The organism is Streptomyces sp. NPDC002032 (assembly GCF_042890765.1).
In the GTDB taxonomy this organism is placed as follows: domain Bacteria; phylum Actinomycetota; class Actinomycetes; order Streptomycetales; family Streptomycetaceae; genus Streptomyces.
In genome coordinates this window covers 959726-980789 of record NZ_JBIASM010000001.1, presented here as the reverse complement: position 1 = coordinate 980789, position 21064 = coordinate 959726, and the positions used below count along the sequence as shown (strand labels likewise).

The window sequence follows — 21064 nt, the reverse complement described above, 5'->3', positions numbered from 1 at the left end:
CCCGCAGCCTGCCCCGCCGGGGCTGCGGCGGCATCCGCTGCGCGGCCGGCCGGATGAACCGTGGAGCGGGGTCAGTCCTCGTACCGCCCGGACGGGCCCCGCTTGAGCCAGGCGATCGTCGCGCTGAGGGCGAGCAGGGGCACGGCCCACAGGCCGGCCGTCCACGGCTTGGTGCGCCCCTCCAGCTCCGGGGAGATCCGGCGGCGGGGGTCGTAGGCGACCCGGACCGTGTCGCCCTTCCCCGCCACGGCCCGGCCCTCCTTCAGCTCGGCCGGGTAGCCGCCCGGGCAGTCCAGCAGCAGGCGGTACACCGTCCGGGTGGGCGGGGACCCCTCGCCGGCGGAGTTCTCGGCCTTCGTCTTGACCTCGCGCACCGCGCAGGCGGCGACGGCCGGCCGGGACGCCGCCTGGTCGGCGGCGGTCACGGTCAGCAGCAGTCCCAGGGACAGCAGCAGGGCCCCGAAGAAGCCGCCGGTCCCCCCGACGAGCGCGAAGTAGCCCGAGCAGGCGCCGAGGAGCAGCACCGCCCCGACCGCGACGGCGACGGTGTCCGAGGGCGCGGCGGAGCTCCCGAAGCACCAGGCCGTCCATCCATACACGGCCGCGGCGGCGAGCGCGGGCAGCGCCGCCGTGCCGAGCCCTCGTACCAGCCGGTCCGTTCCCGGCATGAGCACCACCCCCCTCAGGGGGACGCCCGTCACCCCTCCCCCGGTTGCCGCGCCGGGCCCCGCTACAGCGGGCGGGGGGCGGCGCGCGGGGTTACGGTCGGCCGCATGGACGGTGATCGCCGAGGGTGGCGCGCATGCTCGCTCGCGGGCGCGGTGTTCGCCGTGTGCATGGCGGGCACCACGCTGCCGACCCCCCTCTACGGGCTCTACCAGGAGAAGTTCGGCTTCTCCGAGCTGACGGTCACGGTCGTGTACGCCGTCTACGCCTTCGCCGTCATCGGTGTCCTGCTCCTGGCGGGCAACGCCTCGGACTCGGTGGGCAGACGGCCGGTGCTCGGGGCGGGCCTGGCCTGCTCGGCGGCGAGCGCCGTCTGCTTCCTCTGCGCCTCCGGGCTCGGCTGGCTGTACGCGGGCCGGCTGCTGTCGGGAGTGTCCGCCGGGCTGTTCACCGGCGCGGCGACGGTGTACGTGATGGAGCTGGCCCCGGAGGGCGGGCGGGCGCGGGCCACGTTCGTGGCGACGGCCGCCAACATGGGCGGCCTCGGCTGCGGTCCGCTGCTGGCCGGGCTGCTCGCACGGTTCGCGCCCTGGCCGCTGTACCTGCCCTTCGCCGTGCACCTCGCCCTGGTGACGTGCTCCGTCGCCGTGCTGCTGCGGCTTCCGGAGACCGTGGGGGAACTGCGGCCGCTGAGCGCCGTACGTCCGCAGCGGCCGGGGCTGCCCGCACAGGTGCGGTCGGTGTTCGGGCCGGCGGCGGCCGCCGCTTTCGTGGGGTTCGCCCTGTTCGGGGTGTTCACCGCGGTCAGCCCGGCGTTCCTGGCGCAGTCCCTCGGCGTGCACGACCCGGCCGTGAGCGGGCTCGTCGTCGCGCTGGCCTTCTTCGCCTCGACCGCCGGGCAGCTGGCGGCGGGCCGGGTGGGGGTGCGGCGGTCGCTGCCGCTGGGCTGCGCGGTGCTCCTGGCGGGGCTGGCGCTGCTCGCGGCCGCGCTGTACTGGGACCTTTTGGTGCTGGTGGTACTGAGCGCGCTGGTGGGCGGGGTGGGGCAGGGGCTGGCGTTCCGCGGGGCGCTGTCGGGGGTGGCCGCGGCCTCTCCGGCCCACGAGCGGGCGGCCGTGATCTCGACGCTGTTCGTGGTCGCGTACACGGGCATCTCCCTGCCGGTGATCGGTGTGGGGGTGCTGTCGGGGCCGGTCGGTCTGGAGGGCGCGGGGCTGGTGTTCATCGCCTGCATGGCCGCCCTCGTCTCCGGCGCGGCCCTCTACCTGCTGCGCCGGCCGGCCCCGGAGCCGACGCCGTGACGGGCCGTCGGCCCCGCCCCGGGCGGCGGCGGCCGCAGGGCGGGACGGGCAGCGGGACGGGGGCCGGGTCCGGGTCACCGGGCCGCCGGATACCCTGTGGCTCATGACGACGCACAAGACCGTCGAGGTGCGCGTGGACGCGATGCTCGACGACCTCAGGACCCTCGTCGAGACCGAGTCCCCCTCGCGCGACCTCGACGCGTTGGCGGCATCGGCCAAGGTGGTCGCCTCGGTCATCGAGAGCCGGCTCGGCGGACAGGCCGTCATCCTGGAGAGCGAGGCCGGGCCGCACGTCCACTGGCGGGCCGGCGGCGACCCCAAGGTGCTGATCCTCGGTCACCACGACACGGTGTTCCCGCTCGGCACCCTCGAACGCCGTCCGTTCCGCGTCGCGGACGGGCACGTCACCGGCCCCGGGGTCTTCGACATGCTCGGCGGACTGGTGCAGGCCGTCCACGGTCTGGCGGCGCTGGACGACCTGTCCGGCGTGGAGATCCTGGTGACCGCCGACGAGGAGGTCGGCTCCCACTCCTCGCGCGCGCTCATCGAGGAACGCGCCCTCGCCTGCGGCGCGGTGCTCGTCCTGGAGGGGGCCGCCGAGGGCGGCGGGCTGAAGACCGGCCGCAAAGGCTGCGGCACCTTCCGGATCTCCGTCGCGGGCCGGGCCTCGCACGCCGGCCTGGAGCCCGCGGCCGGGATCAACGCCCTGATCGAGGCCTCGCACCAGGTGCTGGCCGTCGCCGCGCTCGCTCGTCCCGAGGCCGGTACGACGGTCACCCCGACCGTCGCGGCCGCCGGGACCCTGGACAACGTCGTGCCGGCGGAGGCGACCGTCATCGTCGACGTCCGGGTGGAATCGGCCGGCGAGCGGGAGCGGATCGAGTCCGCCTTCGCGGCCCTGGCCCCGCACCTCGACGGGGCGCGGATCACCGTGGAGGGGTCCATCGGGCGGCCCCCGATGCCCGAGTCGGCGTCGGCCGAGCTCTTCGCGGTGGCGCGGCGGCTGCTGCCCGGCCTGGAGGGCAAGGCGGTCGGCGGCGGCAGCGACGGCAACTTCACCGCCGCGCTGGGGGTGCCGACCCTGGACGGCCTCGGGGCGGTCGGCGGCGGGGCGCACGCCGACCACGAGTACGTGGTGATCGCGTCGATGACCGAGCGGGCCAACCTGGTGACCGGACTGGTGCGCGCGATCCAGGGCGCTCAGGACGTGGCGCCGGGCCCGGGTCCGCGGCTGGCAATCGGGTGACGCGGTGGGCGTGGCCGGGCGGCCCCCGCCGTGGCGCTGGCTAGCGTGGACGCGCCTCACGTCCCCGTCCCCCAGCCCCGCGGAGCAGGTCCATGACCACCACCCCCCTCACCTCGCTCACAGGGAACTACTCCCTCGACCCCGCCCACTCGCAGATCGGGTTCGTGGCCCGGCACGCGATGGTCACCAAGGTCCGGGGCGCCTTCAACGAGTTCGAGGGCACCGCCCACCTGGACGGCGCCGACCCGGCCAAGTCCTCGGCGTCCGTCACCATCAAGGCCGCGAGCATCGACACCCGCAACGAACAGCGCGACGGCCACCTGCGCACCAACGACTTCCTCGACGCCCCGACCTATCCGGACATCACGTTCGTGTCCACCGGCGTCGAGCCGCTCGACGACACGCACTACAACGTGAAGGGCGACCTCACCATCAAGGACGTCACCCGGCCGATCAGCATCGAGTTCGAGTACCAGGGCAGCGCCACGGATCCGTTCGGGAACCTGCGCGTCGGCTTCGAGGGCTCGGTGCCGATCAGCCGCAAGGAGTACGGGATCACCTGGAACGCGGCCCTGGAGGGCGGGGGCGTCCTGGTGGGCGACAAGGTCGTGCTGGAATTCGAGATCTCCGCGATCCGGCAGGCCTGAGTCCTGCGCCCGGTGTGACGCCGGGGTCCCGCCGAGGAGTTCGGCGGGCCCCCCGGCTCAGGTCACCACCGGACGGGCAGCTCCCGTACGCCCCTGATGAGCATGCCCGGCACCCACGACAGCTTCGCCTCGTCGGCGTCGCTCCGCAGACCGGGGAAGCGCTCCAGCAGCGAGCGCAGGGCGATGCGGCCCTCCAACCGGGCGAGCGGCGCGCCCAGGCAGTAGTGCAGGCCGTGCCCGAAGGCGATGTGGCCGCGGGCGTCCCGGCGGATGTCGAAACGGCCGGGCTCCTCGAAGCGCGCCGGGTCGCGGTCGGCATCGGCCATGGCGATCAGCACGGTGGAGCGGGCCGGGATCACCACGCCGCCCATCTCCACGTCCTCCAGGGCGAGTCGCTGGGTACAGGTCTCCACCGGTCCGTCGTAGCGGAGCATCTCCTCGATGGCTCCGTCCAGCAGGCCGAGGTCGGCGCGCAGGTCGGCGAGCTGCTCGGGGTGGGCGAACAGCGCGCGCATCCCGTTGCCGATCATGTTGACGGTGGTCTCGTGTCCGGCGATGAGCAGCAGGACGCACATGCCGATCAGCTCGGCGGGCGAGAGCCGGTCGCCGTCGTCGACGGCGTGGATCATCGCGCTGAGCAGGTCGTCGCCGGGGGCGGCGCGCTTGGCGTCGATGAGCTGCGACAGGTAGCGGGGCATCGCCTCGTACACGGCGGCCTCCGCTTCGGGGCTCGTGCGGGCGACCATCTCGTTGGACCAGCCGCGGAACGCCTCGCGGTCCAGCTCGGGCACACCGAGCAGCTCGCAGATGACGGTCATGGGCAGCGGGAAGGCGAAGGCGTCCACCAGGTCGGCCCGGCGCTCCGGGTTCGCCTCCATGGCGTCCAGCAGCTCGTCGGTGATCTGCTGGATGCGCGGCGCCAGCGCCTCGATGCGGCGCGGGGTGAACGCGCGCGCCACCAGACGGCGCAGCCGGGTGTGGTCCGGCGGATCGGACATCAGCATGTGCGCGAGGGCCGGGTGGTCCTGGTCGGCGTTGATGATCTGGCTGATGTCGCCGGCGTGGCGCCAGTCGCGGCTCAGCCGGGGATCGGTGAAGGCGGTCCGGCAGGCCTCGTGGCCGACGACCAGCCACGTCTCCTCGCCGTCCGGTGTGCGGACGTGGTGGACGGGCCCGCCGGCGCGCAGCCGCGCGTAGACGGGATAGGGGTCGCGGACGAAGTCCGCACTGAGCTCCAACAGATCGATCGTGGCAGGCTGAGTCGCCATTCCATTCCCCCTGAATCGAATGCCTTGCGGAATCCTACGCCGATGCGTGTATCCGCCACAGTAGTCGCGTCGTCACATGGGGCGCGGGGCGCCCCCGCTCCGGCGGCTGCGGCGGTGGCGCCGAACAGCCCTTCCCCGTACGGAATCTGACCCTCCGTATGGTTCGGCGGGGCGAGCGCGCCGCCGCATGCGGGGGCAGCGCGCCGCCGCACGCGGGGCCGATGTGGCGCCGCGGCGGGGCCGCGACCTGCTGTGACTCCGCCCACGCTCCCTTGACCAAGAAAGGAAGGGTTACCTAAGTTCGATAGTATGACCCCCCACGACCCGACCCCCGCCCCGACCCCCGGCCCCGGCCTGGTGGACTTCGACGTCGACCTCGGCTCCCAGGAGGTGCTCCGGCGCGCACAGATGATGGCCGCCCTCGGCCCCGACTGGGACCCCGTCGAGGTGCTGCGCGGCGAGGAGGCGGCGTACGGGCTGCTGTACTCCGGCCTCGACGCCGAACAGCAGCGGGTGTACGACGAGCTGGTCGCGGCCGGTGTGCTGCCCGCGCGCGGGGGTGGCCGTGCTGCCGCTTGACCCGCAGGCCGACATCGGGCGGCGCGCCTGGGTGGCCTGCCCCAACTGCGACGACGCCCGCGGCTGCGCGCCCTGCGAGGAGCGCCGGACCTGCTCGGCGCACTGGCGCTACATGCTCTCCCACACCGGCAGCCTGCTCCACCTCCAGTGCCCGGGCTGCACCCACGTCTGGGATCACGAGAGCGGCTTCGGGGCGACCCGGTCCCTCTGGAAGCGGATCGGCAGCGGCCTGCCGCGCCCGTGACCGCGCGGGGCCGGGGAGCCGCGGGACCCGCCGGCCCCCACAGGACCCTCAGGGCAGCGGGAGACCGCGCGCCGTGACCCACAGGGCGTACCACTCCTCGTGCGTGAGGTCGGGGGCGTGCAGCGAGGCGTCGCGGCAGGCCCGGATGCGCTCCGGCCGGGTCGTGCCGACGACCGGGGCGATGCCCGCCGGGTGGCGCGTCAGCCACCACAGCAGGACCGATTCCGCAGTGGTGCCCTTGCGGCGGGCGAGATCGGCCAGGAGCTCCGCCGTCGCCTGCTCGGCGGGGGTCTGCTGGAGGCCCGTGTAGCGGCCTTGCGCGAGGGCGCCCCAGGCCTGGAGCCGGATGCCGTGGTCCTGGCAGTGCTCCAGCGTTCCGTACGGGAAGCCGTGGGCCGCGCCTTCGGCGGTGTTGAGCAGGACGCCGGCCTCGACCCAGGCCCGGCTGTGCAGGCTCATCTCCAGCTGGTTGGCGACGAGGGGCACGTCGAGGCGGGCCTGGAGGCGGGCGATCTGCGCGGCGCCCGTGTTGGATACCCCGAAGGCGCGGACGAGGCCCTGGCGGTGCAGGGAGGTCAGCGCCGAGGCGATCTCGTCCGGGTCGGCCAGGGGGTCGGGGCGGTGCAGCAGCAGGACGTCGAGGAAGTCGGTGCGCAGCCGGGCCAGGCTCTCCTGGACCCGCCGCGTGATGCTCTCCGCGCGCAGGTCGTACATCCCCGGGCGGTCCCCGTCGGCGAGGCGGATGCCGCACTTGCTCTGCAGGACGACGCGCTCGCGCAGGCCGGGCGTTCGGGCGAGGACCTCGCCGAAGACGGCCTCCGCCTTGCCGTGCCGGTAGATGTCGGCATGGTCGAAGACGGTGATCCCGATGTCCAGGGCCTCCCGGACCGCACCTTCCGCGGCATCGATGTCGGCCGGTCCGTACGGGTCCGGGCCCCAGCTGCCGCCCAGCCCCATGCACCCGTACAGCAGCCGGCCGGCGCGGCCGGGATCCTTCGCTCTCACGTCGGTCACGTTGGTCACGGGCCCAGGGTAGGGCCGCGCCCTTCCGGGGCCTTGCCGGGGGCGAGGTGTGCCACCACCTCCGCCAGGTCGGCGCACACCTCTTCGATCTTGAGCCGGACGTTGTTCTGCTCGGTGACGAGGGCCGCCAGGAGCAGCCCGGTCAGGGCCGCCGCCCCGTTGAGGGCCTGGAGGTTCACCATGACCTCCAGCAGGGAGTGGCGGGCGAAGGGCCCGGCGTGGTCGGTGGCCGCCGAGATGGCCAGCACCGAGACGAGCAGCGCGCACGGGGCGCTGCCGGCCAGCTGGAAGCGTACGGCCGCCCAGATCAGCAGCGGGAAGACCAGGAAGAGCAGCGACTGGGTGCTGTGGGTGGCGATGAGCGTGACGCCCGCGGCCGTGCCCATCAGGAGCACCGCCTCGGCCATCCGGTACGGATCCCGGGGCAGCCGGAGCCGGCGCAGAACCAGCAGCAGGGGGGTCACCAGCAGCACCCCCATGGTGTCCCCCGCCCACCAGGCCGACCACACCGCCCAGAAGTTCTCCACCGGCAGGTTGCCGGTGAGTACGAGCGTCCAGCACCCGGCGGTCGCGCTGATCGTCATCGGGATCAGCCCGCCCAGGAAGACCAGGGCCATCCCGTCCCGCAGCCGGTCGAGCTCGGGCCGGAAGCCCACCTGCCGCAGCAGAGCGTAGGCGCACAGCGGGGCGAGGATGTTCCCGGCGACGATCCCGAGGTCGGAGAGGTCGAAGTCGCTGAGGCGTTCGATGGCCAGGTACGTGCCGAGCCCGATCCCCGGCCAGATCCGGGGGCCGAACCAGAGCAGACAGGCGAGGGCGATGCCGGTGGGCGGCCACAGGGGCGTGACGACCGCGCCCTCGACGGCCACCTGCCGCAGCAGACCGAGCCGGCCGGACGCGTAGTAGGCCGCGGCGACGGCGAGGATCCGCAGCAGCGCCAGGGCCGGACGTCGCCATTCCACGGTGCGCACCACAGCATCAGACAACAGCCGGGCCTTCCGGGCCGGACGTGACACGCGCGTCCGGCTCCCCGCTGCCGGGGCCGTCGGAGCTGTCGGGGCCGTCATGGCCGTCGTGGCCGTCATGGCTGAGGACGAGCACGGCCGCGTCGTCGGCGTGGCCCGTGGAGTCGGCCACCTTCATCACCTCGGCGGCGAGCTCGTCGGGGTCCCCGCCGGCCGCCCCCCTGACGAGGTGTAGCACCCGGTCCAGCCCTTCGTCGATCGGGAACGACGGGCCCTCGACCACCCCGTCCGTGAGCAGCACGATGGACCCCGCCTCCACCAGCCTGCGCCGGGTGACGGCGTACCGCACGTCGGGCACCGTGCCCAGGGGCGGCCCGCCGTCGTACTCGGCGATGCCGTACCGGCCGTCGGCCGTGGCCCAGACGGAGGGCACGTGCCCGGCCCGGGCGCTGGCGAGCTCGCCCGTGTGGGGGTCGAAGCGAAGCAGGGTGCAGGTGGCGAAGAGCTCGCTGTCCATCGCGAGCAGGACCTCGTTGGCCTTGCCCAGCACCTCCCCGGGGTCCGTGACGACGGCGCCCACGGCACGCAGGCAGACCCGTACCTGCCCCATGAAGGCGGTGGCGGCGACGTCGTGGCCCTGGACGTCGCCTATGGAGAACGCGAGGGCTCCCCCGGGCACCCGGAAGCCGTCGTACCAGTCGCCCCCGATGTCGAGGCCGCGCCGGGCGGGCGCGTACCGGGCCGCGGCGCGCAGTCCGGGCAGGGCCGGCAGCGAGGCGGGCAGCAGCTCGCGCTGGAGGGCCTCGGCCAGCTGTACGCGGGCCTGCTGGAGCTCCGCCCCCTCGCGTGCCCGGGCGGTGAGCTGGCCCAGCACGCTCAGCAGGTCGGCGCTGTCGGGCCGGTGCGGGCGGCGCCAGGTCACTGCCCGCTCCGGGGTACGTCCATGTCCGCCGCCTCCGCCGCTGCCAAGACCGTGCCCATCATATTTCGGCTCGCCGGGGTCCGCTCAGGAGGGCCTGCGGCGGTCCGGCCCGGCGCCGCCGGCCGCGGCCCGGCTCCGATGCCCGGCCCGCGGCCGTGACGGGGCCGGGCCGCGGCCGGCGGCGCCGGCGGACTCCTCGGGGGGCCGGACCACCGGGGCGCGCGGGAGCCGGGTCCGCGGGCCGGTCCGAGTGCGGCCGCTGCTCCCCCGTCCCCCGACGGCCAATCCAGCGGCACACATGGCCCGCTGACCCTCCATAAGGTGGCTGAAACGTGTGGGTGCGGCCCGGTTTGGGTACCGGATTCCAAGCTTCCGCCCGGCTTCCGTAAGCTCTTGATCAACCCGGCCGTCAACTGTGCCGCTCCACCGCCCAGTCGGCGACCGCGGGGTACCCCGACCAGTACCCGATGACTCGAGGATCAACGTGCTCGTGCCCATGAACCGCCGTCTGGCCATCAGTGCCGCCCTGCTGGCCGTCGTGGCCGGCGTGGCGCCCGCCACCGCGGCCCAGGCCGCCCCGGCCACCACCGCCGAGGGGACCCAGGGCGCCGCGACCGCCCTGCCCGCACCCGACATGGAGGCCCTGGACGCGGCGCTGCGCAACACCCTCGCCGCCGGTGCGCCCGGCGCGATGGCCCGCATCAGCGGCGCCGGCGGGGTCCAGACGAAGACGGAGGGCGTCCGCGACAAGGTGACCGGCGCCGCCATGGACACCGACGCGCGCTTCCGGATCGGCAGCGTCACCAAGACGTTCTCCTCGGTCGTGCTGCTCCAGCTGGTGGCCGAGAAGAAGATCGAGCTGGACCAGCCGGTCAACCACTACCTGCCGGGGCTGCTGCCGGACGACCGGATCACGGTCCGTCACCTGATGACGCACCGCAGCGGCCTGTCGGACTACACCAACGCCATGTTCAACGACACGGTGCCCGGCTTCGAGGCCGTACGGAACAAGGTGTTCAGCTACCAGGAGCTGGTGCAGCTCTCGCTGAACGAGCCCCGCACCTCGGAGCCCGGCGCCGCGTACGGCTACTCGAACACCAACTTCGTGGTCGTCGGCATGCTCATCGAGAAGGCCACCGGCAACCCGGTCGTCAAGGAGTACGAGCGCCGCATCATCAAGCCGCTGGGGCTCCGCAACACCTCGTACGTGCACCCCGACGCGAAGATCAAGGGTCTGCACGCCAACGGCTACCTGCACCCCGACCTGGCCGGCGAGCCGCTGGTCGACTCCACCGAGCAGACGGTGTCGTGGGCCCAGTCCGCCGGGGCGATGATCTCCAGCGCGGCCGACCTCAACACCTTCACCTCGGCGCTGGTCACCGGCAGGCTGCTGCCGCCGAAGATGCTGGACCAGATGCTCACCATGACCCCGACCGACGCGACCAACACGCGTTTCTACGGGCTGGGCCTGCGCCGGTACGACCTGTCGTGCGGCACCTCCGTGTACGGGCACACCGGCACCGTGCAGGGCTTCTACACGTACGCGTTCTCCACCCGCGACGGCAAGCGCAGCCTCGCCGCGATGGCGAACACCTCGAACAAGGGTGCGGCGAACACCGCCCTCGGCGGCACCCTCGAAGCGGCCTTCTGCGGGAAGAAGCCGGTGAAGGCGGCCCCGACCGCACGCGGCTTCTCGGCGACCCGGCCGGCCGACGTGGACCTGCCCGAGCGCAACTCCCGCTGACGCGCGGCCGGGGCCGCCGCGGGCGGCACCCGCGGCGGCCCCGGCCCCGTCCCCTCATGTCCCCTCACATCACGTCCCGACCACAGCAACCGGATCCCGGTGGCCGGCCCGACCGCCACCACACCCGCCCGGAGGACCGCACCATGACCATCCACCGCCCGGGCCTGCCCGGTGACCTGCCGCCCGCCGAACTGCTGTGGGCGCGCTGGGCCCTGGTCGCCGTACTGGAGGCGGACACCGAGGCCGAGGGCCGGGGCGTCCACCGCACCGGCCACTGGATCACCCCGGACGCGCTCCACCTCGACGACTGCGGCTGCACCTGGTGGACCCTCGCCCGCCGGGGCGAGGGCCGGTACGTGCTCTACGGCGAGGACGAGTCGAGCGGCGTCAAGTGGCACGAACCCCGCATCGACCTGCTGGCGGGCGGCCCCGACTGGCTGCCGTACGAGACCCTGCACAGGCTGCTGGAGGGCTGGGAACTGGGCTGCGTCTACTGGTACGAGAACGGCGCCTGGGCGCGCGCCCCCTACCCGCAGACCCTGGACGACGACGGTCTGGACTGCGGCCTGAGCCGTTTCGCGGAGCCCGAGCGCGCGCGGCGACTGCTCGACGAAGCAGGCCAGGACTGCGAGTGCGCCGACGTCCCGGAACCGGGCCCCGCCGTGGCGGACCTCCTGGACGCCGCGTCCGGGCACGGGCTCTCCCCGCAGACCCTGCGCGCCCTGGCCGGCGCCTGTACCTGCGGCGGCTGGGACCTCCCGGCGATGCTCCGCGCCCTGGACCTCGCGGGCCCCGTCGGGGCGTAGCGGAGCGGGCCAAAGAGAAAGGCCCAAAGACAAAGGCAAGGAGTTTCGCACTCCTTGCCACTCTCAACTTATAACGCATGGGGGGTCTTGCGGCAAGGCCCCCCATGTACCGCAGACTCAGCGGCCTCAGCCAGGAATCTGCGGAAATGGGACTTGCGTGATTGACGTGATCATCGCCGGCGGTGGACCGACCGGCCTGATGCTGGCCAGTGAGTTGCGGCTGCACGGCGTACGGGTCGTCGTGCTGGAGAAGCTGGCCACGCCGACCGAGGAGTCGCGGGGACAGGGCCTGCACGCCCGCAGCGTCGAGATCATGGACCAGCGGGGTCTGCTGGACCGGTTCCTGGACGTCAGCGAGAAGTTCCGGGTCGGCGGCCTGTTCGGCGGCGTCATGAAGCCCTGGCCGGAGCTGCTGGACACGGCGCATCCGTACGGGCTCGCCGTACCGCAGCCGGTCACGGAACGGCTGCTGGGCGAGCGCGCGCTCGAACTCGCCGCCGAGGTCCGGCGCGGCTGCGAGCTCGTCGCGCTGGACCAGGACGAGGACGGGGTGGACGTCGGCCTCGCGGACGGCAGCCGGCTGCGCGCCCGCTACCTCGTCGGGTGCGACGGCGGCCGCAGTACGGTGCGCAAGCTGCTCGGCGTCGGTTTCCCCGGCGAACCCGCGACGGTCGAGACGCTGCTGGGCCAGATGCAGCTGACCGAGGATCCGGAGACGGTCGCCGCGGTCACCGCGGAGGTGGCGAAGCGGCAGATGCGGTTCGGCGCGGCTCCCCTGGGGGACGGGACGTACCGCGTGATCGTGCCGGCCGACGGCGTGTCCGAGGACCGTGCGACGGCGCCCACGCTCGACGAGTTCAAGGAGCGGCTGCGGGCCTTCGCGGGAACCGATTTCGGCGCGCACTCGCCGCGCTGGCTGTCCCGGTTCGGCGACGCCACCCGGCAGGCCGAGCGGTACCGGGTGGGCCGGGTCCTGCTGGCCGGGGACGCGGCGCACATCCATCCGCCGACCGGCGGACAGGGCCTCAACCTGGGCGTGCAGGACGCCTTCAACCTCGGCTGGAAGCTGGCCTCGGCGGTGGCCGGGCGGGCGCCGGAGGGGCTGCTGGACACCTACCACGCCGAACGGCACCCGGTGGGCGCCGCCGTGCTGGACAACACCCGCGCGCAGATCACGCTGATGGGGAACGAGGCGGGCCCGACCGCGCTGCGGGCGCTGTTCTCCCGGCTGATGGACTTCGAGGAGGTCAACCGGTACGTCACCGGCATGATCACCGCGGTCGCGGTCCGCTACGACCTCGGCGAGGGCCACGAGCTGGTGGGCGGGCGGATGCGGGACCTGGAGCTGAAGCGGGGACGGCTGTACGGGCGGATGCACGGCGGCCGCGGCCTGCTGCTCGACGGGACCGGCCGGCTCTCGGTGGCGGGCTGGGAGGACCGGGTCGACCACGTCGTCGACGTGGCCGAGGACCCGGGCGCCCCGGCGGTGCTGCTGCGGCCGGACGGGCACGTGGCGTGGGCCGGCGACGACCAGGAGGAGCTGCTCGCTCCGCTGGCGCGGTGGTTCGGCGCCGCGGCCGTCAGAGCGTGATCCAGTAGCGGCGCTTGGGGCCGACGAGGGTGTCGCGGACGTCCTCCAGGACCCCGCCGGCCCGTTCGATGGTGCGTACGGAGGCTTCGTTGTCCGGGTCGCAGGTCAGCAGGACCCGGTCCATGCCCAGGATCCGTGCCTCGTGCAGGACCGCGCCCAGCGCCCAGGTGGCCACGCCCCGGCCGCGGGCGGAGGGGCGGACGCCGTAGCCGATGTGGCCGGCGGCGTCGAGGAGGAAGCCGTTGAGGTAGTGCCGCAGGTCGATGGCGCCGAGGTAGGTGTCTCCTTCGGCGATCCACCAGTGGCTCGCGTGGACGCGGCCCTGCTCCACGGGCCGCGTCCGGTCCCCGTAGCCGTGCAGCCGCCGGGTCCAGGCGGCGAATCCCTCGGCGCTGTCCACGTCGTCCTCGTAGCCCGGCCCGGCGCCGTCCATGTGGGCCTCGGAGCCCCATTCCTCCTGCGCGCGGAGCCAGGAGGCGTGCAGACGGGGAGTGGGGGCGATGAGCTCGGGCATGCCCCGGACGGTAACAGCCGGATCGTCCGGCGGCGCAATCCGTCCGGGGCGCCCGTCAGGGGGCGGGCCGGGGCGCCCGGTCACCGGCCCCGGGAGGCGTCACCGGCCCGGTCCGTACGCCGCCCACCGGCTCAGGGCGAAGCCGTCGCCCGCCGCGCGGACCTCGACGGCGCCCGAGCCCGCGAAGTGGGCGGGCACGACGAGCTCGCGTTCGCCGGCGGCCCGGGCGAGGATCCGGCGGCGGGTGGCAGCCGCGCCGGCCGGGTCCGCGCAGAAGCAGCTGTTGTGGGCCGGGTCGAGGATCTGGACCGGGCTGTGCAGGATGTCCCCGACGAAGACGGCCCGCTCGCCGCCCGAGGACAGCCGCAGCACCGAGGAGCCGGGGGTGTGGCCCGGGGCGGATTCGAGGGTGAGGTTCTCGTCGATGCGGTGGGTCCCGTCCCACAGGACGGCCTGTCCGGCCCGGTGGACGGGCGCGATGCTGTCCTCGTACATCAGCCGGTCGTCCGGGCGGGCATGGTCGCCGTAGTCGCCCCGGGGACCGTAGTGGAAGTCGTCGGCCGCGGGCAGCAGGTACTCGGCGTTGGGGAAGGTCGCCACCCACTCCCCCGCCTCGTCCCGGGTGTTCCAGCCGACGTGGTCGACGTGGAGGTGGGTGTTGACGACGACGTCGACGTCCTCGGGGCTGATCCCGGCCCGCGCCAGGGGGCCGAGGAAGTCGCCCTGCCAGTGGTGGAACCGCTGCGAGCCGGGCCGTTCGCGCCCGTTGCCCACCCCCGTGTCGACGAGCACGGTCCGGCCCGCGCTGCGCAGCACCCAGGTCTGCAGGGCCATCACCGCGTGGCCGTCCGACGGCTGCCAGTGGTCCGGGGCCAGCCAGTCCTCGTTGTCCCGCCACACCCCCTCTCCCGCTCCGGGGACGAGGTCCCGCGCGGGCGCCAGCGGCCCCTGCCACTCCACGACCCGGATGACCTCGACGTCTCCGAACACCATGCTGGACGTGCTCTCGTTCTCCATGATCCGACTCTAGGCAGGTCCCGATGAGCCGTTCAATGCGTGATCCGCTCACCGTGATACGCCTGCGACTCACCCTTGACGGCTCCGGATAGCCTGGGCGCATGGACGTGGTGAGCGACGCGATCTCGGCCGTACGCATCGGACGGCCCTCCTCCGACCGGGTGCGGGTGTCCGGCGCGTGGTGCGCGCGGTTCGCGCCGTACGAGGGCGCGGGGTTCCACGTGGTGCTGGAGGGGAACTGCTGGCTCCTCCCCGACGGCGGCGAGCCGGCCCTGCTGGGCGCGGGTGACGCCGTACTGCTGCCGCACGGGGCGGGGCACGTGATCGCGGACGGTCCCGTCGGCGCGGAGGCCCTGGCGCGGGCGGTGCCCTTCGAGGAACTCGCCGCGCGCCGGCGGGGCCGCGAGCTCGCGGCGGACCCCGGGGCGGCCGCGGGAGCGGCCGGCGCGGTGGAGATGCTGTGCGGCAAGTACCGGCTCGACCGGAGCCGCTCCCATCCGCTGATGGCCGAGCTGCCGCAGGTCGTCCACCTCCCCAACCGGGTCGGCAGCCACCCCGAGCTGAGGGCCGCCATCGACCTGCTGGGGCGGGAGCTGGACGAGCGGCGGCCCGGCGCCTGCGTGGCGGTGCCCAGCCTGCTCGACCTGCTGCTCGTCTACATGATCCGCTCCTGGGTACTGGCCGAGGGCACCCCGGGGACCTGGCCGGCCGTCCTGGGGGACCCGGTGACGGCCGCCGCGCTGCGGGCGCTGCACTCGGACCCGGCCGCGGCGTGGACGATCGAGCGGCTGGCCGCCGAGGCGGGGGTGTCCCGGCCGACGCTGGCCCGGCGGTTCGCCTCGCTGGTGGGCCGGCCGCCGATGGCCTACCTCACCTGGTGGCGGCTGAACCTCGCGGCGACCCTGCTGCGGGACACCGGGGATCCGCTGGCCGCCGTCGCGCGCCGGGTCGGTTACGGCACCCCGTACGCCCTCTCGCACGCCTTCAGCCGCGAGTTCGGCACCACGCCGGGCCGCTACCGCGCCCAGGGGCCGGTGGCGGTGGCCGCCACGTCCGCCGCGCGGACTGTGGCGACGGCCCACATCGGAACGGGGGCCGCGGGACTCTAGCGTTACGGCCATGACAAGTGGAACGGCGGCCGGGGCCGCGGGAGTCGACCTCTCGGGGCGGGTGGCCCTGGTGACCGGGGGCGGTGGCGGCATCGGGCGGGCCTGCGCGGTGGCGCTGGCCGCCGCGGGGGCCCTCGTCCACGTCGTGGACGTCGACGCGCGGGCCGCCGCCGAGGTGGCGGAGCTCGTCGGCGGGCGGGCGCACGTCGTCGACCTCGCCGGGCCCGACGCCGTAGAGGGGCTGCCCGCCGCCGTGGACGTCCTGGTCAACAACGCGGGGATGCAGCACGTGGCCGCCGTCGAGGAGTTCCCGCCGGAGCGGTTCGAGGCCATGCTGCGGGTAATGGTCACCGCCCCGTTCCTGCTGCTGCGGCGGACGCTGCCCCACATGTACGGGCGCGGCTGGGGCCGGGTCGTGAACATCTCCAGCGTGCACGGACTGCGGGCTAGCCCCTTCAAGTCCGGTTACGTCGCGGCCAAGCACGCACTGGAGGGGCTCAGCAAGGTGACCGCCCTGGAAGCGGCGGAGCGGGGGGTGACCAGCAACTGCGTGAACCCCGGGTACGTGCGCACCCCGCTGGTGGAGCGGCAGATCGCGGACCAGGCGCGGGCGCACGGGATCCCGCCGGAGCGGGTCGTGGCCGAGGTGCTGCTGCGCGCGTCCGCGATCAAGCGGCTGATCGAGCCGGAGGAGGTGGCCGCGGTGGTGCTGTGGCTGTGCGGCCCGCACACCGCGCACGTCACCGGTGCCTCGCTGCCGATGGACGGTGGCTGGACCGCCGCCTGAGGCGGGCCCTCCGCGCCGGGGCGGCCCGGAGGGGCGGGTCAGCGGACCCAGTCACCGGTGAGGTTCCCGACGGCGGACCCGTCGAGGTCGGAGAGCTTCGTGGAGACGAAGTCCCGGGCCCAGTCTGAGGTCTGCACCCGCAGCGGGGGCCGGTCGGCGGTCAGCGCGTCCACGATGGGCCGGGCCGCCTCGGCGGCGGTCTGCGCCTGCGCGAACGACTTCGTCGTGCGCTCGACGTAGGCCCGCAGCGCCGGGGCGTAGGGGCCCGCCGCCTCCAGCATCGCGGGGAGGTCCAGGCCGATGCTGTTGACGAACTCGCTGGCGACCGCGCCCGGTTCGACGACGGTGACGTCGACACCGACGGTCGCGGCGACCGGGGCGAGGGACTCCATGAAGCCCTCGACGGCGAACTTGGCCGCGCAGTAGGCCTCGTTGAAGGGCTGGCCGATGATGCCGCCGACGCTGGTGACCGTGATGACGCGGCCCCGGGAGGCGCGCAGGTGCGGCAGGGCGGCGCGGGTGACCTGGACGACGCCGAAGAAATTGACCTCCATGGTGTCGCGGACGTCCTCGACGGTGCCCTGCTCGATGGTGCCGACCCGGCCCGCGCCCGCGTTGTTGACGACCGCGTCGAGGCGGCCGTACCGGGCGAGCAGCTCCGTCAGGCAGGTGTCGACGGAGGCGGCGTCGGTGACGTCCAGACGCTCGACGGCGATCAGCTCCCCGACCCCCGCCTCGGCGGCGGCCGCGCGCAGCGGGCCGGCCTTGCCGGTGTCGCGCATGGTGGCGACCACCTGCCAGCCGGCGCTCGCGGCGGCGACGGCGGCGGCGAGGCCGATGCCGGAGGAGGTGCCGGTGACGAGGACCGTCCGGGGGGTGTGCGTGGTGCTCATGAGGCTCTCCAGGGGTGGGGTGCTGCGTACGCCGAATTTATGTGCGTGCACACACACCATAGAGATATGTGCGCGTACACGCAAACGGGTAGGCTCGCCCCATGGCTCGTACCGACCTCACCCTGGGTGAACTGACCCCTCGCGATCATGCCTTCTACGGCCTGATCTGGGCGGGCACCACGCTCTCCGCCCGTATCGACCAGGCCCTGACCCGGGCGCACGGGCTGCCGCTGTCCTGGTTCGAGGTGATGCTGTGGCTCAGCGTCCAGCGAGAACCGGTCGCCGCCTCCGACCTGGGCGCCAAGACGCTCCTCAGCCGCAGCCAGGTCTCCCGCGTGATCGACCAGCTCCAGGCCAGGGGACTGGTGGAACGCCTCCCCTCCCCCACGGACGCCCGGTCCGTGTGCGTGGCCCTCACCCCGGCGGGCCGCACGGCCTTCGCCGAGGCCGACGCCACCCGCCGGGAGGCCCTGCGGGAGGTCTTCGACGAACGGCTCGACGACGAGGACGTCCGGGCGCTGGAGAGGGTCTGGGCCAAGCTCAAGGGCAAGGGCGGGAACGCGCCCGGCTGAGGCGCGCGGACCCCGGGGCGGTCCCCGGGGGCGGTCCCGGGGGCGGTCCCGGACCCGCGTGCGGTCCCCCTCAGCGGTCCAGGCCGTCCTCGCGCACCCGCCGGGCCAGGTCGCTCTTCGTGTAGGAGGGCCGGCCCGCCAGGCGGTACTTCTCCTTCACCTGGTCCAGGTAGTACTTCGCCGTGTGGGGGCTGATGCGGGCCCGCCGCGCGGCCGCCTTGAGCGTCAGCCCGGAGGCGTAGTCGAGCAGCACCTGCCGCTCCCGGGGCGCGAGCCGCGGCCGGTCCCGGGCGGTGTCGCACGCCCAGGCGAAGGCCAGTTCCGGCGAGTGCGCCGTGCCGCCACCGGCCACCGTCGCGATGGCGGCGACCAGGGTGTCCAGGTCGTGGTCCTTGGTCAGGTAGCCGTCCGCGCCCGCCGCCACGGCCGCCAGGATCCGCTCGCGGTCGGCCACCGTACTGATCACCAGGACCCGGCTGCCCGCCGCCCGCAGCCGGCGCACGTTCTCCTCCGGTGCGCGGGCGTCGCGCAGCAGCAGATCGAGGAGCACCACGTCGGGCGGAGGCCCTGGGGCGGCGAGGAGCGCGTCCACCGTGGCCACCGCCGCGACCAGCCGCAGCCGCTCGACCCCGGCCAGCCAGGAGCGCATCCCGTCCAGCAGCATCCGGTCGTCGTCGACCGCCGCCACGGTGATCACGCCGGCCAGCGCAGTGCGACGCGCGTGCCCTCGCCGGGGACGCTCTCCACCTCGGCCGCCGCGCCGATCCCGGCCGTCCGGGCGTGGACCGAGCGGCGCAGCCCCGTCCCGGCGGCCTCCGCGGCCCGGCCGGGGTCGAATCCGGCGCCCCGGTCCACCACCGTGACCACCAGGCCCCCGCCGCCGGTTCCGACGGCGGTGAGGAAGGCGGCTCCCGTCCCGGCGTGGGCGCGTACGTTGTTCAGCGCCTCACCGACGGCGGCGGCCAGGGCGTCGGCCACCTCCCGGGGCACCGCGGGCAGCGCGTGGTACTGGGCGCTGACCTTCAAGCCCAGGCTCTCGGCGGAGCGTACGGCCTCCTCCAGGGCGGCCCCCATGGCCGTCGCCCCGGGCGCGGGTCCGCCGGGCCGGTGCGCCGCGTCGTCCGCCTCCTGCCGGACGAGCCGGCGCAGGTAGGCCGCCTCGCGGGCGCACCGCTCGCGCACCGGCGCCGCGTTGGCGTCGACCCGTCCGGCGGCGATGGCGGTCAGGGTCGCCAGGACGGTGTCGTGCAGGGCCGCGTGGTGGGCCGCCCGCTCGGCCTGGCGGGCCCGTTCGGCCTCGGCGGTGACCGCCCGGCGCTGGGCGGCGTCCAGCAGGGCGCCCTGACGGCGCAGGTACCACCAGAACGTCCACGCCATCGCCGCCGAGGAGAACACCGCGTTGAGGTGTCCGACCAGTTCGGCCGAGCCGGAGCCGGAACCGGAACCGGAACCGGCCACCAGCAGGTACAGCGCGACGGAGGTGACGAGCAGCAGGGCCACCGACGCGGCGGCGCCCCGCACGCCCAGTCCCGCGGCGGCGGCGGCACTGGCCGAGCCGCCGAGCAGCATGAGCCAGCCGCTCTGGGAGACCGCCGGGCCGCCGAGGGCCCACAGGGCGGACCAGGGCAGGAGGCAGCCCGTCACCAGGACGTCGCACCACACCCATCCGCGGCCGAACCAGCCCCGCCTGCGGGCCGTGCCGTAGAGGGCGAGGCTGACCGCGAGGGCCGTGGCGAGGATCCCCCAGGCGGCGGGGGTGCCGGCCGAGTGCCGGGCCACGGCGACGGTCCCGGCGCTCAGATGGCTGGCCCGGTAGAGGCCGGTGGCCAGGACCATGAACCGCTGGGCGCGCTGAAGTCCCGAGCCCCCACTCACCCACAGCCTCCGCAGTGAACACACCCCCCAGAAAGGGTGGGTACCGGGTATTCAGTGGATCTCGCTAGGTTCTTCACGTCAAGGCGGTCGTGAGCCAGCGGGGATCGTGGCTCGAACCGGCCCGGACCCGACGGGGGTCCTTCCAAGGGGCCGGCGCCGGCCCCTGGCGCACGGCACCCGGCACGGCGGACTTCAGGACCCGCCGTGCCGGCACGCGTCCCGCCCGACGGCCGCGCGCTCATCGGTCGGGAAGTCCCGTATCCGGGGGACTTTGGGCCCGCCGCCCGACGGCCAACGGCACGGGCCGCGGCGCGGGGGCCGTGCCTAGCCTGGGGCGCATGACACAGCAGCGCATCCTCGATCTCGACCGCGACCGGCTCGCCGGACTCCGCGGCCGCTCCCTCACCCGGGCCGTGGCGGCCGCCGAGGGCCGGACCATGGTCGCCGAAGTGTTCGCGGAACGCGCCGCGCTCTCCCCCGCGCCCGGCTCCGGGGTGCACAACGCCGAGCTGGTGGCCGCCTTCGGCGCGGACATCGTCATCCTCAACCTGATCGAACGGGCCTGGGACGGCGAGCGCCTCCGGCTTCCGGAGCTGGGCGAGTTCGCCTCCTTCACCGAACTGGCCCGGGCCATCGGCCGTCCGGTCGGGGTCAACCTCGAACCCGGTGACGTACCGGAGATCCGGCGGGCCCGCCCGGACACCGCCAAGCGGCTCGTGGACCTGGGCGCGGCCCTGCTGTGCGTGACGGCCAACCCCGGCACCGGCGGGTCGTACGCCGCCATGGCGCGGGTCACCGGGGAGCTGCGCGCCGGGCTCGGGGACGACGCCGCGATCTGGTCGGGCAAGATGCACCACGCCGGACACCCCGAACGCGTCACGACCGGCCGGCTGACGGCGCTGGTCGAAGCGGGCGCCGACGGCGTGGTCATGCCGCTGCCGGGCACGCTGCCCGGGGTGACCCGCGAGCTCGCCGCCGAGGCGGTGGCCGCCGTACAGGACGCCGGCGCGGTGGTGATGGGCGCGATCGGCACCAGCCAGGAGGGCTCACACATCGACGTGGTGCCGCAGTTGGCGCTGAACGCCAAGGAAGCCGGCTTCGACGCCCACCACTTCGGGGACTCCTACATCCCGGGCATGTGTGATCCCGAGCTGCTGTACGCGTACTCGGTGGCGGTCCGGGGACGGCGCCACACCTGGAACCGCATGGCCCTGGGCGGCCGTCGGGCTCACTGAGGGGGCGGTGGGCACGGAAAAACCGATGGCGGAGGCGGTGCGGTTCCGGTGTACTTCCGG

The 21064-nt window shown here is 74.4% G+C and carries 22 protein-coding genes; 12 read left to right on the top strand and 10 right to left on the bottom strand.

Going from position 1 to position 21064, the window contains the following annotated elements:
• Positions 1-71: 71 nt before the first annotated feature.
• Positions 72-668 carry a hypothetical protein gene (locus tag ACFYYT_RS04005; protein ID WP_351830034.1) on the bottom strand — a complete coding sequence of 199 codons (597 nt, stop codon included), beginning with the start codon at positions 666-668 and terminating at the stop codon, positions 72-74.
• Positions 669-773: 105 nt separating this feature from the next.
• Between ACFYYT_RS04005 and ACFYYT_RS04000 the strand changes: the two genes are divergently transcribed.
• The 3 genes from ACFYYT_RS04000 to ACFYYT_RS03990 all read left to right on the top strand — a co-directional run bounded on the left by ACFYYT_RS04000 (position 774) and on the right by ACFYYT_RS03990 (position 3860).
• A complete protein-coding gene (locus ACFYYT_RS04000; protein WP_351830032.1) occupies positions 774-1967 on the top strand; it encodes an MFS transporter in 1194 nt (397 codons plus the stop codon).
• 103 nt (positions 1968-2070) lie between these two features.
• A complete protein-coding gene (locus ACFYYT_RS03995) occupies positions 2071-3213 on the top strand; it encodes a M20 family metallopeptidase (protein ID WP_351830029.1) in 1143 nt (380 codons plus the stop codon).
• A 92-nt stretch (positions 3214-3305) separates the two neighbouring features.
• Positions 3306-3860, top strand: a complete 555-nt coding sequence (locus tag ACFYYT_RS03990) for a YceI family protein (RefSeq protein ID WP_351830026.1) — start codon at positions 3306-3308, stop codon at positions 3858-3860.
• Positions 3861-3922: 62 nt separating this feature from the next.
• Here the strand turns inward: ACFYYT_RS03990 and ACFYYT_RS03985 are convergent, their stop codons facing one another.
• Positions 3923-5128, bottom strand: a complete 1206-nt coding sequence (locus ACFYYT_RS03985; protein WP_351830024.1) for a cytochrome P450 — start codon at positions 5126-5128, stop codon at positions 3923-3925.
• A 309-nt stretch (positions 5129-5437) separates the two neighbouring features.
• On the opposite strand from ACFYYT_RS03985, the gene ACFYYT_RS03980 reads away from it, so the two are divergent.
• Both ACFYYT_RS03980 and ACFYYT_RS03975 read left to right on the top strand, forming a co-directional pair.
• A complete protein-coding gene (locus ACFYYT_RS03980) occupies positions 5438-5707 on the top strand; it encodes a DUF6400 family protein (protein ID WP_351830021.1) in 270 nt (89 codons plus the stop codon).
• On the top strand, positions 5694-5951 hold the full coding sequence (locus ACFYYT_RS03975) for a hypothetical protein (protein ID WP_351830018.1): 258 nt from the start codon (positions 5694-5696) through the stop codon (positions 5949-5951). Before ACFYYT_RS03980 ends, ACFYYT_RS03975 begins: the two co-directional genes overlap by 14 nt.
• 48 nt (positions 5952-5999) lie before the next feature.
• Here ACFYYT_RS03975 and ACFYYT_RS03970 read toward each other — a convergent pair whose 3' ends face one another.
• Genes ACFYYT_RS03970 through ACFYYT_RS03960 form a run of 3 tightly spaced genes read right to left on the bottom strand, consistent with a single transcriptional unit; the run spans position 6000 to position 8861 of the window.
• On the bottom strand, positions 6000-6974 hold the full coding sequence (locus ACFYYT_RS03970; RefSeq protein WP_351830016.1) for an aldo/keto reductase: 975 nt from the start codon (positions 6972-6974) through the stop codon (positions 6000-6002).
• Entirely contained in the window at positions 6971-7948 is a 978-nt protein-coding gene (locus ACFYYT_RS03965) for an MASE1 domain-containing protein (RefSeq protein ID WP_351830055.1), read from the bottom strand. The genes ACFYYT_RS03970 and ACFYYT_RS03965 overlap by 4 nt, the downstream gene beginning before the upstream one ends.
• 4 nt (positions 7949-7952) lie before the next feature.
• Positions 7953-8861: a PP2C family protein-serine/threonine phosphatase gene (locus ACFYYT_RS03960; protein ID WP_388606872.1), complete on the bottom strand. Its 909-nt coding sequence runs from the start codon at positions 8859-8861 to the stop codon at positions 7953-7955.
• Positions 8862-9357: 496 nt separating this feature from the next.
• On the opposite strand from ACFYYT_RS03960, the gene ACFYYT_RS03955 reads away from it, so the two are divergent.
• The 3 genes from ACFYYT_RS03955 to rox all read left to right on the top strand — a co-directional run bounded on the left by ACFYYT_RS03955 (position 9358) and on the right by rox (position 13002).
• The gene (locus ACFYYT_RS03955; protein WP_351830483.1) at positions 9358-10605 is read left to right on the top strand and encodes a serine hydrolase domain-containing protein; all 1248 of its coding nucleotides are present in this window, start codon (positions 9358-9360) and stop codon (positions 10603-10605) included.
• A 143-nt stretch (positions 10606-10748) separates the two neighbouring features.
• Positions 10749-11411: a hypothetical protein gene (locus ACFYYT_RS03950; RefSeq protein WP_351830481.1), complete on the top strand. Its 663-nt coding sequence runs from the start codon at positions 10749-10751 to the stop codon at positions 11409-11411.
• A 157-nt stretch (positions 11412-11568) separates the two neighbouring features.
• Positions 11569-13002, top strand: coding sequence for a rifampin monooxygenase (gene rox / locus ACFYYT_RS03945; protein WP_351830479.1), 1434 nt, complete (start codon positions 11569-11571; stop codon positions 13000-13002).
• Here the strand turns inward: rox and ACFYYT_RS03940 are convergent.
• Positions 12992-13516, bottom strand: a complete 525-nt coding sequence (locus tag ACFYYT_RS03940; protein WP_351830476.1) for a GNAT family N-acetyltransferase — start codon at positions 13514-13516, stop codon at positions 12992-12994. The genes rox and ACFYYT_RS03940 overlap by 11 nt on opposite strands.
• Before the next feature lie 99 nt (positions 13517-13615).
• Positions 13616-14533: an MBL fold metallo-hydrolase gene (locus ACFYYT_RS03935; RefSeq protein ID WP_351830473.1), complete on the bottom strand. Its 918-nt coding sequence runs from the start codon at positions 14531-14533 to the stop codon at positions 13616-13618.
• A gap of 101 nt (positions 14534-14634) precedes the next feature.
• Here ACFYYT_RS03935 and ACFYYT_RS03930 point away from each other — a divergent pair, with 101 nt between their 5' ends.
• Both ACFYYT_RS03930 and ACFYYT_RS03925 read left to right on the top strand, forming a co-directional pair.
• Entirely contained in the window at positions 14635-15642 is a 1008-nt protein-coding gene (locus ACFYYT_RS03930; RefSeq protein WP_351830470.1) for an AraC family transcriptional regulator, read from the top strand.
• A 10-nt stretch (positions 15643-15652) separates the two neighbouring features.
• Positions 15653-16429: a 3-hydroxybutyrate dehydrogenase gene (locus ACFYYT_RS03925; RefSeq protein ID WP_351830468.1), complete on the top strand. Its 777-nt coding sequence runs from the start codon at positions 15653-15655 to the stop codon at positions 16427-16429.
• Between the two features lie 38 nt (positions 16430-16467).
• Here ACFYYT_RS03925 and ACFYYT_RS03920 read toward each other — a convergent pair whose 3' ends face one another.
• The gene (locus ACFYYT_RS03920) at positions 16468-17322 is read right to left on the bottom strand and encodes an SDR family NAD(P)-dependent oxidoreductase (RefSeq protein WP_351830466.1); all 855 of its coding nucleotides are present in this window, start codon (positions 17320-17322) and stop codon (positions 16468-16470) included.
• Positions 17323-17423: 101 nt separating this feature from the next.
• On the opposite strand from ACFYYT_RS03920, the gene ACFYYT_RS03915 reads away from it, so the two are divergent.
• Entirely contained in the window at positions 17424-17894 is a 471-nt protein-coding gene (locus tag ACFYYT_RS03915) for a MarR family transcriptional regulator (RefSeq protein ID WP_351830464.1), read from the top strand.
• Positions 17895-17964: 70 nt separating this feature from the next.
• Here the strand turns inward: ACFYYT_RS03915 and ACFYYT_RS03910 are convergent, their stop codons facing one another.
• Entirely contained in the window at positions 17965-18591 is a 627-nt protein-coding gene (locus tag ACFYYT_RS03910; RefSeq protein WP_351830462.1) for a response regulator, read from the bottom strand.
• On the bottom strand, positions 18588-19769 hold the full coding sequence (locus ACFYYT_RS03905; protein ID WP_351830460.1) for an ATP-binding protein: 1182 nt from the start codon (positions 19767-19769) through the stop codon (positions 18588-18590). The genes ACFYYT_RS03910 and ACFYYT_RS03905 overlap by 4 nt, the downstream gene beginning before the upstream one ends.
• A 338-nt stretch (positions 19770-20107) precedes the next feature.
• Between ACFYYT_RS03905 and ACFYYT_RS03900 the strand changes: the two genes are divergently transcribed.
• The gene (locus tag ACFYYT_RS03900; protein ID WP_351830459.1) at positions 20108-21004 is read left to right on the top strand and encodes a hypothetical protein; all 897 of its coding nucleotides are present in this window, start codon (positions 20108-20110) and stop codon (positions 21002-21004) included.
• Positions 21005-21064: the final 60 nt, after the last annotated feature.

Bases quoted from the DNA above. Each gene is read 5' to 3' on its own strand.
- ACFYYT_RS03995 (WP_351830029.1), top strand. From the start codon at position 2,071: ATGACGACGCACAAGACCGTCGAGGTGCGCGTGGACGCGATGCTCGAC.
- ACFYYT_RS03985 (WP_351830024.1), bottom strand. From the start codon at position 5,128: ATGGCGACTCAGCCTGCCACGATCGATCTGTTGGAGCTCAGTGCGGAC.
- ACFYYT_RS03950 (WP_351830481.1), top strand. From the start codon at position 10,749: ATGACCATCCACCGCCCGGGCCTGCCCGGTGACCTGCCGCCCGCCGAA.
- ACFYYT_RS03980 (WP_351830021.1), top strand. From the start codon at position 5,438: ATGACCCCCCACGACCCGACCCCCGCCCCGACCCCCGGCCCCGGCCTG.
- ACFYYT_RS03915 (WP_351830464.1), top strand. From the start codon at position 17,424: ATGGCTCGTACCGACCTCACCCTGGGTGAACTGACCCCTCGCGATCAT.
- ACFYYT_RS03955 (WP_351830483.1), top strand. From the start codon at position 9,358: ATGAACCGCCGTCTGGCCATCAGTGCCGCCCTGCTGGCCGTCGTGGCC.
- ACFYYT_RS04000 (WP_351830032.1), top strand. From the start codon at position 774: ATGGACGGTGATCGCCGAGGGTGGCGCGCATGCTCGCTCGCGGGCGCG.
- ACFYYT_RS03925 (WP_351830468.1), top strand. From the start codon at position 15,653: ATGACAAGTGGAACGGCGGCCGGGGCCGCGGGAGTCGACCTCTCGGGG.
- ACFYYT_RS03900 (WP_351830459.1), top strand. From the start codon at position 20,108: ATGACACAGCAGCGCATCCTCGATCTCGACCGCGACCGGCTCGCCGGA.
- ACFYYT_RS03990 (WP_351830026.1), top strand. From the start codon at position 3,306: ATGACCACCACCCCCCTCACCTCGCTCACAGGGAACTACTCCCTCGAC.
- ACFYYT_RS03940 (WP_351830476.1), bottom strand. From the start codon at position 13,516: ATGCCCGAGCTCATCGCCCCCACTCCCCGTCTGCACGCCTCCTGGCTC.
- ACFYYT_RS03920 (WP_351830466.1), bottom strand. From the start codon at position 17,322: ATGAGCACCACGCACACCCCCCGGACGGTCCTCGTCACCGGCACCTCC.
- ACFYYT_RS04005 (WP_351830034.1), bottom strand. From the start codon at position 668: ATGCCGGGAACGGACCGGCTGGTACGAGGGCTCGGCACGGCGGCGCTG.
- ACFYYT_RS03930 (WP_351830470.1), top strand. From the start codon at position 14,635: ATGGACGTGGTGAGCGACGCGATCTCGGCCGTACGCATCGGACGGCCC.
- ACFYYT_RS03935 (WP_351830473.1), bottom strand. From the start codon at position 14,533: ATGGAGAACGAGAGCACGTCCAGCATGGTGTTCGGAGACGTCGAGGTC.